Genomic DNA, 16,772 nt, shown 5'->3' on the forward strand with positions numbered 1-16,772 from the left:
GAAGGATCTTCCCCTTCAGTTGCCGCAGCATCCACCGCTGGTGGTGGGGGTGTACGCAGAGGCAAAGACCGACCCGGCCGACGTCTTGTTGGCGGCGGGGGTCATATCCATGCACTCCTCGCAGGGGTTATAGGGGGTTCCCACTTCGCACGGATCGGGGCATCCACCTATGCAGCAGCTGAGCCAGTCCTTCGGCGTTCTTTCATGCTTATAGGGGACGTCGATGGACATGTTCTTCTCGATGTGGAAGGTTCCGACGTAGTGCTCATCGATCTCGATCATCGGCTTGACCCACTTGGAGGTAGCTGGATACCAGTAGCCGGGATGCTCCATCGAGGCCGGCTCGCCCTGGAGGACGCCGATGTCCACCATACCGTCGGTGACATCCTCGTTGATCCTCATGGTGGTGTAGCCGACGCCCTGGTAGACCGGATCTTCGTAGACGTACTGCTTGTCCTTGACGATGATGTCGATCTCCTTGTCGATCGCCTTAGCGTACTCGACCTGGTGGTGCATCATGGTGGCGGGCCTGTAGTTCTTTATGACCGTCTTCTCCTTCAGGAGGGAGTCGTACCGGATCGGGTTTTTGGCGTAGTAGCCGTTCCCGTAGGACATGGTCATCGGGGAGTAGACCATGGAGTTGTCCTCCCTCGCCGAGATGCAGGAGTAGGCCTCCCACTCCCTATAGCAGCCGACTGGCCTGGTGTATTCGATCTCCTCTGCACAGATGGTGATCTCGTTGTCTATGGTGCCGCTCCCGTGGGCGTAGTCCTTGTACATCGGTCCCTTCTGGCCGGCGTTCGGACCCCAATCCGTCCCCGGGGAGTCGAGCTGGATGTACCTGTAGGTCATGAAGTAGCCGCTGCCCTGGACGCTCTGATCGAAGTCGAAGGTGACATTGCGGGATGTGGTGCCCTTGCCGCACATTGCTGGATCCAGTGAGCATTTATCATCCGGATATCCGCATGCGGGACCACAATACCCCGACTCACACGGTCCTGCAGACGCCATCCCCATCAGCAGCGATAGGGCGAGTATAGCGAATGTAACTTTTTTCAGATCACTCCCTCCGTCTAAATTAAGCTCGGTAGAGACTTGCAAGAAACTAATGCCACCCACCTATTTTAATCTGTTGATTGCATTATACCCTGGGAAGGGGCTGCGGCAGGATTTCTTCGGCGTTCGGAACCTGATGGATCGAAAGAGAATGTCAGAGGTATCCGGCTAAGAGGGGGAAATTTCAGACCTCAGGTTTACGAATAGAGATCCGAAGGGGACGAGGGCCTGAGGGAGGCGGGAGTCTCCTCATCGGCCCTGATCGGCATCGGCGGAGGCTACCCGCCGCCGAAACTCCTCAAACCCGATCGTCTTGATGAACTCACGAAGCCTCATTCCGGGCTTGGCGCCAGCCCCGTAGACCTCCAGGATCCGCCCTATGAGGGGGAGGATCTCCTCCCTGCCGACGAAGTCGCGGAGGATCCAACCCTCGAAGGGGGGCCAGCTTCCGCGACCCCCGACGAAGAGCATGTAGCCGTCCTCGGCGGAGTACCGGGCCCCCCCGGGACAGTTCACTACGCATCGGCCGCACATGATGCACTTGTCGTAATCTATGACCGCCTTGCCGTCGACGACGGAGGCAGCTCCCACCTTGCAGACCGCAACGCACCTCTCACACCCGGTGCACTTCTCGGTGTCCATCTCCGGCCGCACCCGACCCATGATCCCTATCTCGTTGAACTGGGGCCTGGTGCAGGGGAAGGGACACCCTCCGATCCCGACCTTCAGAGGGCCGGGGGTCTTCTCCCCGGTAAAAGCCTCCGCGACCTCCTTCGCCAGGGAGGTCGTCTCAGCCGCGGCCTTGAAGCAGTAGTCGGACCCAAGGCAGGAGACGACGTTCCTGAAGGTCATCCCCGCCGATCCCGGGGCGAGCCCCGCCTCCGCGAGATCCTGGAGGGCGAGGTCGAGCCGCTCCTCGGGGACCCCCAGGATGGAGAGCTCCTGCCGCACGGTTATGTGAACCTCGCCGCCGTACTTCTCGGCGACCTCTCCGATCCGCCTCACCTGCCCGGGGGAGAGCATCCCCCCGGTCACCAGGATCTTTATCTCGAACTTCCCGTCCTTCCTCTTGAATACCGCAGGCATCCCTTTGTAAATCTCCGGCTTCAAAGCGACTCCTCCATTCATATCTCGAACCATCGATCCCGGTGGACTTGTAAATTGTGGTCGGGAAAAAGGCGACATAGGTATGATCGTCTCTCCCCCGAGAGGAAGCCCACCACCTTGCGGACGGGGTAGCGGCCGCGGTGGGGGGAAGAGGCTCCACCGCCCGAGGGAGGCGGTTCGGACCAAAAGGTTAATACGTAAGGGGTAAATTAGAAAATTGCCACATGCCCATCGACGTCGATCTTGGGAACAAGCTATATTTTGGTTCCATGGAGCTCGAAGGTGGCGGCATTTTGACCTCCGCCCAGAGCCCGGCTGAGATGATGATAAGATAAAAGCGAAAGTCGATATTTTATTCGGATCTCCACCAGGAGAGGTCGATCGAGGGAGCATGTAAAGTTTATGGTGCCCCGCGCTGGAGAGTGCCGTAGGGAAAGGCGTAATACCAGCCCATGAGCTGGAAAAGGAGGATAAAAGGGGGATGCTGGCAGAACTGGAAGAAAAGAAGGCCCGGCTGAAGCAACAGGCCGTCGATTATAAGGAAAGTCGCAGCCAATTGAACGCTGAGGCGAGCAAGTGGGCCGCGGAGCGGAACGAACTGAACAAGAAGACCAAAGAGCTCATAGACCAAGCCCAAGAGCTCAAGACGCTCCGTGACGAGTACAACAAGAACGTGGCTGAGGCCAAACTGAAGCGGGACGAGTACAACGAGAAGACCAACGACTTTTACGCTCAGATAGACGAGATCAGGAAGAAGCACAACCTCACCGGCGATCGATCGATCCGGGGTCTGCGCCGAGAGATAGACCACATGGAGTTCAAACAGCAGACCGAGGTTCTCAGCCCCGACAAGGAAAAGCAGCTGGTCGAGAAGATCTCCGCCCTCCGAGCCGAGTTCAAGACGAGGAAGGAGCAGATGGAGAAGAACGAGGTCTTGAGAGACCTCTTGGACGAGGCCCAGAAGCTGAGGGACCAGGCCTCCGAGTACCACGATCTCGTCACCAAGTCCGCGGAGCTCGCCCAGGAATATCACGACAAGATGATCGCCACCTTCAAAGAGGCCGACCAGGTGAGGGCCGCCGCCGACGCAGCCCACCGGGAGTTCGTCAAGGCCCAGGAGGCGGCCGACAAGCAGCACCGAGAGTTCATCAGGACTCAGAGAGAGATACGTGATTTCGACAAGATCATCACGGGTCTCCGAAAGAAGAACCGGGAGAAGAGGGAGGACAAGGTGAAGGCCGAGGTCAGGAAGGAGGCCGAGGAGATCCTCACCCAGTTCCGGCAGGGAGAGAAGCTGGACACCGCCGACCTCCTGAGACTCCAGCGTTCAGGTCTGGTTTAATCCAGCATAAGAGGGCAGCATTGCGGGGGGGGCCCAGGCCCCCCAAAAACCCTGCATATTTCCGTGTCGCCCTTCGGCGATCGGGCGACGACGGCCCCAGGTGGACGGAGATGAAGATAACCTGGCTTTCTCATTCTTGCTTTGAACTCGTCGAGACGATGAGGGTCCTCATCGACCCCTACCTCCGGGGAAACCCCGCCGCTCCGGCGTCCCCCGAGGAGCTCGACCCGGACGCAATCGCCGTCACCCACGGCCACGCCGATCACCTAGGGGACGCCGAGGAGATCGCCCGCCGGACCGGCTCCCCGGTCCTGGCCGTCTCCGAGGTGGCGAGGTTTTTGGACCGCCGGGGGGTTCGATCGGAGGGGATGAACATCGGGGGGACCCTCCGGATCGCCGACGTCTCCTTCACCATGACGAGGGCGGTCCACTCCTCCGGGATCACCGTCACCGACCCGCCTGCTTGCGGCGGCGAGGCGGCAGGGTTTGTGATCGACGACGGGGTCCGGGTCTACCACGCCGGGGATACCGCCCTCTTCGGCGACATGAGGCTCATCGGAGACCTCCTCCGCCCCGAGGTGGCGCTCCTGCCGATCGGGGGGAGGTACACCATGGGGCCGAGGGAGGCGGCGATCGCCGCGAGCTGGATAAGGCCCCACCTGGTCATCCCGATGCACTACAACACCTGGCCCCGGATAAGCCAGGACCCTGCCGAGTTCCGAGATCTGGTGGAGACTCTATGCGATTCCGAGGTCGTGATCGTCGAGGCTGGCGACTGCGTAGAGTGCTGAAGCCCCGGGGGGGCTGGAGGCGGGAGTTCGTTTTTATATTAATATATTTTTATATTTCCGCTTCCTTCTCCTGGCCCTCCCTGCCATCCTGCCGATCCTGCCCCCCCGGGGCGACCGCAAACTTTTAAACTCCGTCGCCGAACCAACCGTCGATGAGCGATCTGCGCCTGCTCTTTGGAAGGCCTAAGATGAAGGGGACGGGGAAGTTTCTTGCGGCGTTGAGGGAGGCTGGGGAGGGCCGAGGCTGCATCATCCAGGCGATGGACGCCTCCCTCGTGGTCGGCGAACGCCACGCCGCCTTCGCCGCCGAGAAGGCGGTGCGGGCCTTCACCGAGAGGAGGAACGTGGCCAAAGACCTGGGGCTGGAGATCCTCCGCTACGCATCGGGCCAGAGACAGATCGAGCGGGCGCTCTCCATGGGGGTATCGGAGGCGACGGAGCGCGTCGCCCTGATAGTCATGGGCACCCCTCCGGATATCTCCGATATCCTGGAGCTCGACGGCGAAGGGCCCCGCTGGAGCGAGGCGGCCGTCAGGGAGGCCTTCGATATCGGGGACCTGGAGATCGAGGCCGCGGGGGAGGAGAGGATCCCCGACCTCGTCCTGGAACGGGTGGCCCTAATAGACGCTTACCGATGAGAGGATCTTATGAAAGAAGAGTTCTACACCCGAGGCCGATGGCAGAACTGGATCAACAAGATAAAGGAGAGCGGGTTCACCCTCCAGGAGTCGGAGGAGGACCCGTCGGCGGCGGTCTTCGTCTACGCCATGGACGATGTGGTCCTGGCCTGCCTCAAGGTCATCGCGCGATGCGAACACGGCACCATAACTAAAGAGGAGGCGATCTCCACCATCGACGAGATCAGGGAGATCGTCTCCGAGAGGGACGACTCCCTGGGGGAGGACGCGACCCTGATGCTGGAGTCCTTGAACGCCTCCCTCTCGGCGGTCTTCCTGGCGAGCCAGAGGTACATCGATGGCGGCTACGACCAGAAGACCCCCCTGGCGGATATGGTGAGGAAGGCAGCCACCGCCGAGGAGGCGGGGAGGATGGAGGAGGCCCTGGGGATCCTGAGCGACATCGGGGCGAGGGTGATCGGAGGGGAGGCGGTCCCCGAGGAGGCCTTCGCAGAGCTTCCCTACTGCATGACGGCGGAGCTCCTGGACGGCATCGACGCCATCTCCGCCGCCCAGGTCGGGGACGACAGCTACAAGGAGGACGACGGCTCCGAGGACGACGGCGAGGACGCCTGACCGGACCTTCACCCCGGCCTCGTCGTCACCTGGCGGCCGCTATCCAGGACGATCACCGTCTCCTCGGCCTGGGAGACGAGGGCGCCCTCCGCCTCCCAGAGGAGGGGGTACCGGTGGAGGACCCCCGCCCTGAGGAGCTGATGGAGGGAGTAATCGATCCTCTCCCCCGATAGCCAACGCCGGGCGAAGGGGAGGGAGGAGTAACTATCCAGGACCTCTTTTAAGAGAGCCCTCGCCGGCGGGGACCTGATCGGCCTCTTCCCGATGAGGGAGTATATCTCGACCTGGGGCGCCTCCGATATCCGGCCGATGCCGTCGGTGGCAAAGGGCTCGATGGCGATTACGTCCCCCGGAGATAGCTCCACCCCCTTCTCGACGGCCCGGTTGGGGATCGAGGGCTCCCCGTGAGCCCGGTAGCGTCCGAGGCCGTGGCCCGTCAGGTTCGCGACGGAGCTGTAGCCGTACCCCCGGATCGCCTCCTCGATGGCCGCCCCCAGGTCGGCGGTGGACGCTCCGGGCTCCACCAGCTCGATCGCCGCGGCAAGGCCGGCCTTCGAGGCCTCGACGAGGTCGGGATGGCCCCCGAGGTCCACCGTCACGGCGGCGTCGGCGATGTAGCCGTCGACGTGGACCCCGATGTCCAGCTTCACCATCTCCTCGCCGAAGACCGCCCCGTCCGCCGGCCGGGGGGTGTCGTGGGCCGCAACCCTGTCCCTGGAGATGTTGCAGGGGAAGGCGGGCTCGCCGCCGAGGGCTCGCGTCTTCCCCTCTACGAACTCCGCCACCTCCAGGATGGAGACTCCGACGTCGATCATCGAGGCCGCCTCCTCCCGAACCCGGGCCAGGATCTCTCCCGCCGTCCTGTACTTTTCCAGCACTTCAGCGTCCATATAACCATACTCCTATCGTCAAAACGCCCTCGTCAGAGGATCAGCCGCTTTTCGAAGTTGGTGAGGTTCTCGGACCCTCCCCCCCTCACCACCAGCAGATCCTCGAGCCGAACTCCCCCGAGCTCCGGGTAGTAGAGGCCTGGCTCCACGGTGACGACGCTCTCCGCCCGGAGGGCCTTCCCCACCTCGGAGAGGGAGGGCCTCTCGTGGACCGCAAGCCCCACCCCGTGGCCCGAAGAGTGGATGAAGCCCCGACCCTCCCGCTCCGGGTAGCCCCGCTCCTCGAAGGCCTCGCAGACCTTCGAATGGACCATCCTTCCGCTCGCCCCCGCCCTGACGGCCGCGATCCCCGCCACCTGAGCCGCCAGCACCACCTCGTAGATCTCGAGGACCTCGGGTTCTGCCTCGCCCCGGAGGACGGTCCGGGTCATGTCAGCGAAGTATCGCGTCCGTTTGGAGCGGGGGAAGATGTCGATGACGATGGGGGCGTCCCTCGGCAGGGGGCCAGAGCCGACGAGGTGGGGGTCGGCCGCCTCCGGCCCTCCGGCCACGATCGTACCTTCCGCCTCGCACCCCCACTCCAGGAGAGAGACCTCGATGGCGGACCTGACCCTCTCGGAGGTGAGGGGCCCCCCCTCCAAAAAGAGGAACTCTCCGGCGGGCCGGGAGCGGCGGATCATCTCGATGGCGACCTTCATCGCCTCCTCGCAGGCCCTCTGAGAATATCTGATCGCCTCGATCTCCTCGGCGGCCTTCACCTCTCGCATCTCCAAGACGGGGCTCTCCAGGACGGATATCTCGAACTCCCCGGCGAGGTCCAGATAGATCCTCGCGGGAAAGTCTCCGAAGACCCCGAGCCTCTTGACGGACCGGTCCCGGAGAAACTCCTTCAGGACCGCGACGTAGGCATCCTCAGGCCGTTCGAACCTGGCCATCTTCTCCAAGATCCCGTAATCGGAGGTGCTGACCACCTCGTCGGCGACCGACTCCTTCCTGGCCCGGCCCGCCTCCATCCCCGAGACGAGGATGGATAGCGACGGCCTGGCCAGCAGGGCGAACCTGTCGGGGGCTGAAAAGCGGGATAGGTAGTAGATGTCCAGGTGGCAGCGGCCGTCTCCCAGGAGGAGAAAGCCGTCCAGCTCGTGATCGGAGAGAAACTTCCCCGTCTGAGGAGACGAAGGGGGCATGGGAGGGGATCAGGAGAGATAGTATAAAAGGATAGCCATAAAAGGGAGGCCCGCGGCCTGAAGCGAGCTGATCAGAGGCCCTTCATCGCCGAAGTGATCTCGCGGACGAAGGCCTCGACGTCCTCGGACCTCTCGACCCCGGTCCCGGTGACGATGATCTCGGCCCCCGCCTCCACCAGGCGGCGGGCCGCATCCCCGGACCGGATCCCTCCGCCGACGATGAGGAGGGCGTCGCCGATGGCCCTCTTCGTCGCCGCCACCATCTTCGGGGGCACCGGATCCCCGGCCCCGGACCCCGCCTCCAGATAGACCATCCTCATGCCGAAGTACTTCCCGGCGAGGGCGTACGCCGCGGCCAGCTCGGGCTTATCTCTCGGGATCAACTTCGCGTCCCCGACCCAGCCCACCGTCCCCCCCGGCTCGACGATGATGTAGGCCATGGGGATCGGCTCGAGGCCGTACTTATAGACCAACGGGGCCCCGAGGGCCTGGTTCTCAATCAGGTAGCTCGCGCTCCTGGAGTTGAGGAGGCTCATGAAGAAGACGGCGTCGGCGTTGGAACAGAGCCCCGAGACGCCGCTAGGGAAGAGGATCACCGGCAGGCCGGACTCCGCCCTGATCGACCTCACAGTATCCTCGAGGGCGCGGCCTGCCGCGCCGACAGACCCCCCGACCATGATGGCGTCGGTGCCCCCCTTTGCCGCCGCCTTGGCCATCCTGCCGGCGGCCTCGGGGCCCTGGGAGTCGGGGTCGATGAGGGTGAGGTGGGCAGCCCCTGCCGTCTCCACGGCCGTCGCCAGCATCCCCTCTACGGGACCGATCATGAGGACCTCAGCCCCCGGCCCGGCTACCCTTTGCTCTCCTTGGACTTGACGCGAAGCCCCTTGTAGCCGCACTTGCGGCATCGGGTTGAACGGGCGGCGTTTCGCGCGTTGCAGCGCATGCAGATCTTCATGTTCAGAAGTCGGTTTTCAGCCTCTGGAAATCGAGCCATGGAAGTATCCTCTCTGATCTTTATAGCGGTTCGTCATCCCTGACGACGGATATCGCCAGACGGACCGCGGCGATATGAACCTTTTGGAGGGTTTCAGGCGCCGGGGTTGGGATTTTCCTGGGAGGGCTTTCCCGCCCCCCCATTTTGAACCCAAGCGTCCCAGAAGGGACAACAGGTCTCGAGCCTGCCGCGTTTGGACTCTTCAGACCCCTTGGAGACAGAAGATTAGTCCGCTCTGCCACCCCGGCTCCGGAGCTTCTTCTTCAAGCTTCTGGTTTATATCTGTTGGCCCGGCCCCCTCCAGCAGGATAGGCTTATGTGGGCGGGGCGCTAATTCCCGGCGGGAGATTTGGATGGCCCTTCGAGATGATGCGCTGGAGTTCCACCGGAAATCAAGGGGTAAGATAGCCATAAAGAGCAAGGTGCCCTGCAGCACCCGCGAGGACCTGAGCCTCGCCTACACCCCCGGCGTCGCCGAGCCCTGCCGCGAGATCGAAAACGATCCGGATAGGATCTACGACTACACCGCCAAGGGGAACCTGGTGGCCGTCGTCACCGACGGGACCGCGGTTTTAGGCCTCGGCGACATCGGCCCTGCGGCGGCGATGCCGGTGATGGAGGGCAAAGCGATCCTCTTCAAGGAGTTCGCCGACGTCGACGCCTTCCCCATCTGCATAGACTCAAAGGACCCCTCGGTGGTGGTGGAGGTGACCAAGAGGATATCCACCGTCTTCGGCGGGATCAACCTGGAGGATATAAGCGCCCCCCGCTGCTTCGAGATCGAGGACCGGCTGAAGCGGGAACTGGATATCCCCATATTCCACGACGACCAGCACGGAACCGCGGTGGTGACGGCCGCCGCCCTCATCAACGCCCTCACGATCGTCGGAAAGGGGTTCGACGAGGTCCGGGTCGTCACCAGCGGGGCGGGGGCGGCCGGGGTCGCCGTCTCCAACTTCCTCATGAGCTTCGGCGTCGAAGACCTCATCCTCTGCGACAGAAAGGGGGTCGTCCACGAGGGCCGCGGCGACCTGAACCCCTCCAAGATGGAGATGGCGAAGATCACAAACCCCACTGGGGTGACCGGGTCCTTAGCCTGCGCCCTGGAGGGGGCCGACGTCTTCGTCGGGGTCTCGGCCCCGGGGATCGTATCCGAGGAGATGGTGAGGTCCATGGCCAAAGACTCCATCGTCTTCGCCATGGCCAACCCCGTCCCCGAGATCATGCCGGACCTGGCCAAAAAGGCCGGGGCGAGGGTCATCGCCACCGGCAGGTCCGACTTCCCCAACCAGGTGAACAACGTCCTGGGCTTTCCCGGGATCTTCCGGGGAGCTCTGGACGTCCGGGCGAGGGACATAAACGAGGAGATGAAGATGGCGGCGGCGAGGGCGATCGCAACGCTCGCGGAGCCGATCTCCGAGGACCGGATAATCCCCTCCCCCTTCGACCGGCGGGTGGTTCCGAAGGTGGCGGAGGCGGTGGCGAGGGCGGCGATCGAGTCGGGGGTCGCGAGGCTAGAGGTTGATCCTGCGGAGGTGGGCCGGAGGGCGGCGGAGAGGATCGGGCTATCGGGGTAGACGGCGGCGAGGGAGGGGGAGGCAAAAAAAATGAAAGTAGGAACGCTGAGGCCTCCCGGATTTGCGTCGTTTTGTGATTCTTCATTATCTTTATATGGGATAGTGTAACACAACTAAGTGTGCGAGGTGAAGGTCAATGGCCAAGCCCGTGGAGCTAGGATTAACTCTAGAAGGCAAAGAAGCGGATGAGTTCTTAAAGAACGAGTCCAACGCCGAGTTCACGTCTAGCCAGGTCGATCTATTCCGGGAAGCGAAGCGGATTTATAGATCGCATCGCACCCAATTTAAATTCTGATGGATCCGATCAGCGAAGATGAGCTCGGCATTGAGCTTTTGAATGCCAGGTACAATCTATCGCTTTTTAATTCAGGAGACGCAGAATTGGATGATTTTCTTAAGAATGATGCCTTAAAAGAACAACAAGAACTCCTGAGCAAGACCCATCTATGTTTCTACAAAAACCATGTCGCGGGTTTTTTCACAATAACGGCAGACTCAATACGAGTAAAAAAGGACAGACTGGATGAAAGCCAGATTGTCGAGGACTCCGAATATCCCGCCTATCCCTGCATTCTAATTGCTCGATTGGCCATAGACAAAAGAGTACATAAACGGGGTATCGGAAAATTTTTGCTGTTGCTCATAATAGGTTTTGCCCTTGAGGGACCATTAGGATGTCGATATCTATCAGTTGATCCCAAAACCGACGCGTTAGAATATTATAAAAAATTCGGGTTTAACTTCTGGACCAGCAGCAAGCGAAGGATGTACTTGAATATTAGAGATGTTGCGCGGGAACTGAGACCTGATGAATCATTGGATCCTTGGATAACGAACGAATAGTCCATGATAAAGAAGGCCTCGAAAAAGAGAGGGTGAGGTCAGAGGACGTCCTTCTGGACCTCGCTCCTGATGTCCTCGAAGTCGACGAAGTGCATCCCCGAAACCTCCCGGAGCTCCCGGGCGATGAACCGCTTCGTGGACATGACCATGAACCTCTTAACCCTCGCCTGGAAGGGCTTGAGGGGCTGCTCGAAGTCGCCGTCTCCAGGTTCCTGATGAGCTTCGGAGTCCGCGACATCGTCCTCTGCGATAGCTTGGGCGTCATTCACCCCGGCCGCTCCGACCTCAACTCCTCCAAGATGGAGATGGCAAGGATCACCAACCGCAAAGACAAGACCGGCTCCATCGCCGAAGCCATGGATGGCGCGGACGTCTTCGTCGGGGTCTCGGCCCCGGGGATCGTATCCGAGGAGATGGTGAGGTCCATGGCCAAAGACTCCATCCTCTTCGCCATGGCCAACCCCGTACCCGAGATCATGCCGGACCTGGCCAAAAAGGCCGGGGCGAGGGTCATCGCCACAGGCAGGTCCGACTTCCTCAACCAGGTGAACAACGTCCTCGGCTTCCCCGGGATCTTCCGGGGGGCCCTGGACGTCCGGGCGCGGGAGATCAACGAGGATATGAAGATGGCGGCAGCCAGGGCGATCGCAAGACTCGCAGAGCCGATCTCCGAGGAGTGCATAATCCCCTCGCCCCTGGACCGGCGGGTGGTGCCGAGGGTGGACGAGGCGGTGGCGAGGGCGGCCGAGAGGATCGGGCTATTGGGCTAGACGGCGGGCGAAGGAGAGGGGGGCAGCCAGGCTGGAGGGCGAGGCCGAGGATCTGTAGAACGCGGCGCGGGTGGAGGTGTTGACGGTCTACCTCGGCCCGGTAGAGAAGATCACCGCGAAGGGGCCGAAGACCTACGAGTACTATTTCACATTCTGGAAGATGGGGGTCAAGGTCGTCAACAAGTACATCGGCTCTCCTCGAAAGATGACCCGAGAAGCGGCCCCGCGAAGGCCCGGAAACTGAAGGCGGAGGCTCTAGGGCTCTGATCCCCCTTTTAGTTATGTGACCCTACCAATCACCCCAGGTGAGATCAAGACATGAGACTGACGCAATCTATGTTCTTTTATCCAGAACTTCACCAAAAGACTTTTAGTTGGTCAATGTTATTTTATAGCGGGTAAAGGCTATGAAAACGAAACTACCGACGATCTCGGCAATACTATTAGTGCTAGGGCTATGCGTAATAACGCAGGCGGCACTAAGTACATCAGACAGTGATCAAGAGTGGGTAAACATTGTAATAGTATCAGCAGCATTCTTGTCGCAGGACATGCAAGATATGTCTGTAGCAGCAGATGCATTGGACACCGATGCGCTTGCGGATGCGAGTTCCTCATTATATGGTCACTCAATAGCAGCCAAGCAGCTGAGCGTAAACTGCACAGTATCCTCTGACTATAGTACCTCTAAGCGCGAATTTGAACTCGCGCTGGACGATTTTGCGAATGCTGGGTTATATGGGTACATTGGTGCAACAGAAATGGATGCAGATTCTTTAGAGCTAGCAAGTGACTATATGACACGCGGCTCCAACCACCTAACCGCTGCTACGGACGCACTTCCAGATGAGTGACAGTATCAAACACAACAAGCAGGAAGGAGCCCTCAAGGGCTCCTTTTATGATTGATATATGCTTACCGGCTCTCGCTACCATTTCGCATCCTGGAAAATGGGGGATAAGGTCGTCAAGTACATCGGATCTCCTCGGAAGATGACCCGAGAAGCGGTCACGGCGAAGGCCCGGAAATTTAAGGCGAAACTCTGGAGCTCAGATTCCTTTTTTTGGTTATGTGGCTCACAGTCAATAAATGATCTATCGAGTCACATAACAAACCGCCATGACTGATGTATCTGGAGCGTGAGGCCCGGATATACGAGTGGAACCGCCATAGGAAAGAGGAGAGGACGAGAGCGAGAGAAAGCTGCGCTCACAAGCCTAAAAAGAAAGGTATGAAGAGGCTCACATCTTGAACATCAGTGTATCAAAGAAATGCAACACAGGCTCTTCAAACTTCCCTCTACTTACACTATCACCTGGAGCAAGTACACCCAAGCTTAAAATCTCTAGTGTTTGCCCGGCCATTATCTCTTGCGTCCCAAACCGAACGGACAGCATCGTAATATTTGAGGTATCTTGGTCCGCGAAAAAGTACATTATGCCATCGCCATATGGAGTTGTATCATTTATCCAACCACGTGGGTGCTCAACGCTAAAATAAACACTGTCGTAAGGCACGTAGGTTATATTATCCGAAACGTTCGCCACATCGGTGCCGCTGTTTTTAAAGGTAAGAGTATCTAAGAAATGTTGCGTGGGCTCATCGAGATATCCACTTTCTACGGTATTCAATGTTGATACAATCGCCAACACGATAATATCTGCACCTATAATGAGGTTAATCTGATGCAATATTACATCGTTGACATCTGGGTCAGAAGGATCCACACTATCAAAATCAACATTTATAAATTCGTACTCCCATCCACCTAATTCGGTCGCTAACGACCTTTCGGCATCCCAGTTGGACGGATATTCTACACTAAAAGATGCCGTATCGTATACGGAATAGGCAGTGGTATCAGCATCATTTGCTGAAACGGCACTCACACCACAAAGGCAGAATATCATCAATATACTGAATGCTAATTTAAGTTGCGTCATTCATTTATCACACCTTAAAACATAATGTCCTCATGAAATGCTGTACTGGCTCATCAAACTTACCGTTTACCACACTGCTTCTTGAAACTCGCATTAGCATCGATACAGTATCTAAATTTAGTTTATCTGCTGTTCCAAAAGCAAAGGTCAGTGTCGTTGTGCTGTCCCCAAATAAGTACACATTACCAAGTGTTTTATCTTGCTTCCTATCAGTCATCCAGCCTTGCGGATACTCTGCACTTAAATAGATACCATCATACAACAAATAGGTTATATTTTGGTCATCATGTGACGTATTATCATTACTACTGTTAAAAACTAGCGTGTCTAAGAAATGTTGTGTGGGCTCATCAAAAGAACCGTTCTCGATAGCATCGAGCGTCAATTTCATAAATAAGTCAATTCTATCTGCAGAGATCGTAAGGCAGATCTCATGGGCTGATGCATTCTCGAAAGGAGCAACTGGATTAACTTCACCAAGGTCAAGACCACGAAACGTGTACTCCAATCCTTCTTCTTCAACAGCCAAAGACCTTTTAACATCCCAGTTGGATGGGTATTCCACACTAAAATATTCACAATCATACGTATTATATACCATTCCAACAGCAACCGATACTACAATTGCGCCAAGAAGGCAAAACACGACCAACGCATCTATTCCCTTCTTTATGATGTACATTTTTTGATCTCCATGAGTTTAGCTACATAATAGCTTAAATAAATTATCCATGGATCAATCGGTTAAGGAGGTTAAGCTACACAATCTCTCTATTTTTCACACTGTAGGCTTAGGTCAATTTTATACAGGACATTTTTAGAGAGCTTGAAGCCTGGGATGCGTATAGGATCACGGGCAATTAAAGCAGGAGACGTAGAGGCGTTGAGTTAACCGAGTTTTCATGAAGGCCTGAAGCTGGTCACCGGACGAGGTCCTGTAGCCCCCATCGGTCAGAGGTGGATTTGTAGAAAGATAAAAACAAAGGACAAAAAAGAGAAAAGAGGTCTCAGGTCTCCTTCTGGACCTCGCCCCTTATGTCCTCGAAGTCGACGAAGTGCATCCCCGAAACCTCCCGGAGCTCCCGGGCGATGAACCGCTTCGTGGACATGACCATGAACCTCTTCCCCCGGGCCCGCAGGAGCCGGAGGGGCCGCTCGAAGTCGCCGTCGCCGCTGACCAGGATCGCCATGTCGTAGTTCTCGATGGTGTTGAACATGTCCAGGACGATCTCGATGTCCAGGTTCGCCTTCCTGATCTCCCGGCCGTCGTCGAGGACTATGATCTTCAGCTCCTTGGTGATGATGGAGTAGCCGATGTCCGCGAGGGCGGTCAAAAACCCCTGCTGCCTGGTGTCTGGCGGGTTCTCCTCCCCCACGTAGTAGTAGGCGTCGATGATCTCCCCGCCGGTCCTGTTCTCGATCCACCGGAGGAGCTTCTCGAAGTTGATCCACCACTTAAGCTCATCTTTCTGCATGTAAAAGACGTTCGCCCCATCTACGAATACCGATATTTTCAATTATATTTCCCCTTTATTTTAAATGTAGTAACCATGGCGGCCGCCGTCGGCCGCCCATCGCCCTTCCGCGAGGAAGAATATCTGAGAATACATATAGTTTCCTGAAGTCCCATGAAGGGCCCAGACCTCCATAGCCCGCCTCTGGACGGTATATCAGTCGTTGGCTGCCGCCCGGGGGGGCGGGCTCCCCTCCTTTTGGCCGCAGCCGTCGCAGATCCCCTTCAGGTCCAGGCTGGATCCGATGACGGTGAAGTTCGCCTCGGCAGATACCTTGGAGATCAGCTCTCCCATGATGGGGTCGGACCAATCGATGAGGCATCCGCACCGGATGCACAGCAGGTGAGCGTGAGCCTCGGTATTCGGATCGTATCTCGTCTCGCCCTGGGAGAGGTTCAGCTCCATGACCAGCCCCATATCCTTCAATATTCTGATTGTGCTGTAGACCGTAGCGAGGCTCACCGTTGGGTGGGTCTTCTTGACCTCGAGATGAGCCTTCTGCGCCGTTGGATGTTCGTGATTGCTCAGGATATACCTGCTGATGGCGATCCTCTGGGGCGTAGCCTTGTACCCCCTGTTCCGGAACGCCTTTATTATCGATGCCTCAGGATCGCCGTAATTGATCATGGTGATTACTACGTAATAATCAATCTTAAATAAGCCTATGCTCAATAAAGATTTTGGGGGCAATCAACTCAAATTTTGGGCGTCCACGTTGATCGAGCCCTCGAGATTGATGGAAGATAAAGAGAGGAGATGCTAAAATGACCCACCATGCAGAAGACCATTTCGGATGCTGTGAAGGGAGCGGTTTCCCGTTGATCGGAGACAAGTTCCCCATGATGAAGGTGAAGACCACCCACGGTATGATCAACCTCCCGGGGGATTATAAGGGAAAGTGGATCGTCCTCTTCAGCCATCCTGCGGACTTCACCCCCGTCTGCACCACCGAGTTTGTGGCCTTTGAGAAGAGGCGGGAGGAGTTCGATAAGCTGAACTGTGAGCTGATCGGCCTCTCCATCGACCAGGTCTTCTCCCACATGAAGTGGACCGAGTGGATCCGGGAGAATATCAAGGTGGAGATCAAGTTCCCCATCATCGCCGACGATCAGGGGAGGATAGCGGAGATGCTGGGGATGATCCATCCCGGCAAGGGCTCCAACACCGTCCGGGCAGTCTTCATCATCGACCCCGAGGCGACGATCCGCTTGATCCTCTTCTACCCCCAGGAGGTGGGGAGGAACATGGACGAGATCGTCCGGGTTCTGAAGGCCCTCCAGGTCGTCGACGAGAAGAAGGTGGCAGCTCCCGCCAACTGGCCGAACAACGAGCTGATCGGAGACCACGTCATCATCCCGCCGCCGGGGGACGAGAAGACGGCAGCCACCCGAAAGACCGGCGGCGGCATAGTCTGCGAGGACTGGTGGTTCTGCCACAAGAAGATCTGAGATGGCGGGAAAAGTAGTTAAGAGGGAGAACCATCTATAACGGTTAAAGGTGATGG

21 protein-coding genes and 1 tRNA gene are annotated in these 16,772 nt (G+C 58.2%); 10 read left to right on the forward strand and 12 right to left on the reverse strand.

Annotated elements, in window-relative coordinates; genetic code table 11:
- Window positions 1-15 precede the first annotated feature (15 nt).
- A complete protein-coding gene (locus tag MHAR_RS00950; protein WP_014585770.1) occupies window positions 16-927 on the reverse strand; it encodes a hypothetical protein in 912 nt (303 codons plus the stop codon).
- A gap of 378 nt (window positions 928-1,305) precedes the next feature.
- Window positions 1,306-2,166: a 4Fe-4S binding protein gene (locus MHAR_RS00955; RefSeq protein WP_228369582.1), complete on the reverse strand. Its 861-nt coding sequence runs from the start codon at window positions 2,164-2,166 to the stop codon at window positions 1,306-1,308.
- Window positions 2,167-2,644: 478 nt separating this feature from the next.
- Here MHAR_RS00955 and MHAR_RS00960 point away from each other — a divergent pair, with 478 nt between their 5' ends.
- The 4 genes from MHAR_RS00960 (at window position 2,645) to MHAR_RS00975 (ending at window position 5,549) form a co-directional block, all read left to right on the forward strand.
- Window positions 2,645-3,505, forward strand: coding sequence for a coiled-coil protein (locus MHAR_RS00960; RefSeq protein WP_014585772.1), 861 nt, complete (start codon window positions 2,645-2,647; stop codon window positions 3,503-3,505).
- Between the two features lie 110 nt (window positions 3,506-3,615).
- The gene (locus MHAR_RS00965; protein ID WP_014585773.1) at window positions 3,616-4,296 is read left to right on the forward strand and encodes a metal-dependent hydrolase; all 681 of its coding nucleotides are present in this window, start codon (window positions 3,616-3,618) and stop codon (window positions 4,294-4,296) included.
- A 152-nt stretch (window positions 4,297-4,448) separates the two neighbouring features.
- A complete protein-coding gene (gene cgi121 / locus MHAR_RS00970; protein WP_228369583.1) occupies window positions 4,449-4,934 on the forward strand; it encodes a KEOPS complex subunit Cgi121 in 486 nt (161 codons plus the stop codon).
- 9 nt (window positions 4,935-4,943) lie between these two features.
- Window positions 4,944-5,549, forward strand: coding sequence for a DUF2150 family protein (locus MHAR_RS00975; RefSeq protein WP_014585775.1), 606 nt, complete (start codon window positions 4,944-4,946; stop codon window positions 5,547-5,549).
- 8 nt (window positions 5,550-5,557) lie between these two features.
- Here MHAR_RS00975 and map read toward each other — a convergent pair whose 3' ends face one another.
- The 5 genes from map to MHAR_RS13525 all read right to left on the reverse strand — a co-directional run bounded on the left by map (window position 5,558) and on the right by MHAR_RS13525 (window position 8,868).
- A complete protein-coding gene (gene map / locus MHAR_RS00980; protein WP_014585776.1) occupies window positions 5,558-6,439 on the reverse strand; it encodes a type II methionyl aminopeptidase in 882 nt (293 codons plus the stop codon).
- Window positions 6,440-6,471: 32 nt separating this feature from the next.
- Window positions 6,472-7,626, reverse strand: a complete 1,155-nt coding sequence (locus tag MHAR_RS00985) for a M24 family metallopeptidase (RefSeq protein ID WP_014585777.1) — start codon at window positions 7,624-7,626, stop codon at window positions 6,472-6,474.
- A gap of 71 nt (window positions 7,627-7,697) precedes the next feature.
- Window positions 7,698-8,450, reverse strand: coding sequence for a geranylgeranylglyceryl/heptaprenylglyceryl phosphate synthase (locus MHAR_RS00990; protein ID WP_014585778.1), 753 nt, complete (start codon window positions 8,448-8,450; stop codon window positions 7,698-7,700).
- Between the two features lie 23 nt (window positions 8,451-8,473).
- Window positions 8,474-8,620: a 50S ribosomal protein L40e gene (locus MHAR_RS12760; RefSeq protein ID WP_081472236.1), complete on the reverse strand. Its 147-nt coding sequence runs from the start codon at window positions 8,618-8,620 to the stop codon at window positions 8,474-8,476.
- A gap of 98 nt (window positions 8,621-8,718) precedes the next feature.
- Window positions 8,719-8,868 (reverse strand) — tRNA-Ser (locus tag MHAR_RS13525).
- Window positions 8,869-8,973: 105 nt separating this feature from the next.
- Between MHAR_RS13525 and MHAR_RS00995 the strand changes: the two genes are divergently transcribed.
- Together MHAR_RS00995 and MHAR_RS01000 are read left to right on the forward strand one after the other, a co-directional pair.
- A complete protein-coding gene (locus MHAR_RS00995) occupies window positions 8,974-10,197 on the forward strand; it encodes an NAD(P)-dependent malic enzyme (protein ID WP_014585779.1) in 1,224 nt (407 codons plus the stop codon).
- Between the two features lie 294 nt (window positions 10,198-10,491).
- On the forward strand, window positions 10,492-11,040 hold the full coding sequence (locus tag MHAR_RS01000) for a GNAT family N-acetyltransferase (RefSeq protein ID WP_014585780.1): 549 nt from the start codon (window positions 10,492-10,494) through the stop codon (window positions 11,038-11,040).
- 38 nt (window positions 11,041-11,078) lie between these two features.
- On the opposite strand, the gene MHAR_RS13145 is transcribed toward MHAR_RS01000, so the two are convergent.
- Window positions 11,079-11,309, reverse strand: coding sequence for a hypothetical protein (locus MHAR_RS13145; protein ID WP_014585781.1), 231 nt, complete (start codon window positions 11,307-11,309; stop codon window positions 11,079-11,081).
- Between MHAR_RS13145 and MHAR_RS01005 the strand changes: the two genes are divergently transcribed.
- From MHAR_RS01005 to MHAR_RS13150, 3 genes are all read left to right on the forward strand, one after another.
- Window positions 11,295-11,810, forward strand: coding sequence for a malic enzyme-like NAD(P)-binding protein (locus MHAR_RS01005; RefSeq protein ID WP_014585782.1), 516 nt, complete (start codon window positions 11,295-11,297; stop codon window positions 11,808-11,810). The two genes, MHAR_RS13145 and MHAR_RS01005, sit on opposite strands and share 15 nt — an antisense overlap.
- 76 nt (window positions 11,811-11,886) lie before the next feature.
- Entirely contained in the window at window positions 11,887-12,054 is a 168-nt protein-coding gene (locus MHAR_RS13565) for a hypothetical protein (protein WP_187287835.1), read from the forward strand.
- Between the two features lie 163 nt (window positions 12,055-12,217).
- Window positions 12,218-12,664, forward strand: coding sequence for a hypothetical protein (locus tag MHAR_RS13150; RefSeq protein ID WP_143763217.1), 447 nt, complete (start codon window positions 12,218-12,220; stop codon window positions 12,662-12,664).
- A 388-nt stretch (window positions 12,665-13,052) separates the two neighbouring features.
- Here the strand turns inward: MHAR_RS13150 and MHAR_RS13155 are convergent, their stop codons facing one another.
- From MHAR_RS13155 to MHAR_RS01025, 4 genes are all read right to left on the reverse strand, one after another.
- Window positions 13,053-13,754, reverse strand: coding sequence for a hypothetical protein (locus MHAR_RS13155; RefSeq protein ID WP_143763218.1), 702 nt, complete (start codon window positions 13,752-13,754; stop codon window positions 13,053-13,055).
- A gap of 7 nt (window positions 13,755-13,761) precedes the next feature.
- Window positions 13,762-14,436: a hypothetical protein gene (locus tag MHAR_RS01015; RefSeq protein ID WP_048144210.1), complete on the reverse strand. Its 675-nt coding sequence runs from the start codon at window positions 14,434-14,436 to the stop codon at window positions 13,762-13,764.
- Between the two features lie 325 nt (window positions 14,437-14,761).
- The gene (locus tag MHAR_RS01020) at window positions 14,762-15,271 is read right to left on the reverse strand and encodes a LabA-like NYN domain-containing protein (RefSeq protein WP_014585783.1); all 510 of its coding nucleotides are present in this window, start codon (window positions 15,269-15,271) and stop codon (window positions 14,762-14,764) included.
- A 153-nt stretch (window positions 15,272-15,424) separates the two neighbouring features.
- Window positions 15,425-15,895 carry a Fur family transcriptional regulator gene (locus MHAR_RS01025; RefSeq protein WP_048144211.1) on the reverse strand — a complete coding sequence of 157 codons (471 nt, stop codon included), beginning with the start codon at window positions 15,893-15,895 and terminating at the stop codon, window positions 15,425-15,427.
- Window positions 15,896-16,032: 137 nt separating this feature from the next.
- On the opposite strand from MHAR_RS01025, the gene MHAR_RS01030 reads away from it, so the two are divergent.
- Entirely contained in the window at window positions 16,033-16,716 is a 684-nt protein-coding gene (locus tag MHAR_RS01030) for a peroxiredoxin (protein WP_048144212.1), read from the forward strand.
- Window positions 16,717-16,772: the final 56 nt, after the last annotated feature.

This window comes from Methanothrix harundinacea 6Ac, from assembly GCF_000235565.1.
GTDB lineage: Archaea > Halobacteriota > Methanosarcinia > Methanotrichales > Methanotrichaceae > Methanocrinis > Methanocrinis harundinaceus.

Coding starts and splice junctions, on each gene's coding strand:
- MHAR_RS01000 (WP_014585780.1), top strand. CDS start 10,492: ATGGATCCGATCAGCGAAGATGAGCTCGGCATTGAGCTTTTGAATGCC.
- MHAR_RS00995 (WP_014585779.1), top strand. CDS start 8,974: ATGGCCCTTCGAGATGATGCGCTGGAGTTCCACCGGAAATCAAGGGGT.
- map (WP_014585776.1), bottom strand. CDS start 6,439: ATGGACGCTGAAGTGCTGGAAAAGTACAGGACGGCGGGAGAGATCCTG.
- MHAR_RS00960 (WP_014585772.1), top strand. CDS start 2,645: ATGCTGGCAGAACTGGAAGAAAAGAAGGCCCGGCTGAAGCAACAGGCC.
- MHAR_RS01015 (WP_048144210.1), bottom strand. CDS start 14,436: ATGTACATCATAAAGAAGGGAATAGATGCGTTGGTCGTGTTTTGCCTT.
- cgi121 (WP_228369583.1), top strand. CDS start 4,449: ATGAGCGATCTGCGCCTGCTCTTTGGAAGGCCTAAGATGAAGGGGACG.
- MHAR_RS13150 (WP_143763217.1), top strand. CDS start 12,218: ATGAAAACGAAACTACCGACGATCTCGGCAATACTATTAGTGCTAGGG.
- MHAR_RS01030 (WP_048144212.1), top strand. CDS start 16,033: ATGACCCACCATGCAGAAGACCATTTCGGATGCTGTGAAGGGAGCGGT.
- MHAR_RS12760 (WP_081472236.1), bottom strand. CDS start 8,620: ATGGCTCGATTTCCAGAGGCTGAAAACCGACTTCTGAACATGAAGATC.
- MHAR_RS00965 (WP_014585773.1), top strand. CDS start 3,616: ATGAAGATAACCTGGCTTTCTCATTCTTGCTTTGAACTCGTCGAGACG.
- MHAR_RS00990 (WP_014585778.1), bottom strand. CDS start 8,450: ATGATCGGTCCCGTAGAGGGGATGCTGGCGACGGCCGTGGAGACGGCA.
- MHAR_RS00985 (WP_014585777.1), bottom strand. CDS start 7,626: ATGCCCCCTTCGTCTCCTCAGACGGGGAAGTTTCTCTCCGATCACGAG.
- MHAR_RS13155 (WP_143763218.1), bottom strand. CDS start 13,754: ATGACGCAACTTAAATTAGCATTCAGTATATTGATGATATTCTGCCTT.
- MHAR_RS01025 (WP_048144211.1), bottom strand. CDS start 15,895: ATGATCAATTACGGCGATCCTGAGGCATCGATAATAAAGGCGTTCCGG.
- MHAR_RS00975 (WP_014585775.1), top strand. CDS start 4,944: ATGAAAGAAGAGTTCTACACCCGAGGCCGATGGCAGAACTGGATCAAC.
- MHAR_RS00950 (WP_014585770.1), bottom strand. CDS start 927: ATGTGCGGCAAGGGCACCACATCCCGCAATGTCACCTTCGACTTCGAT.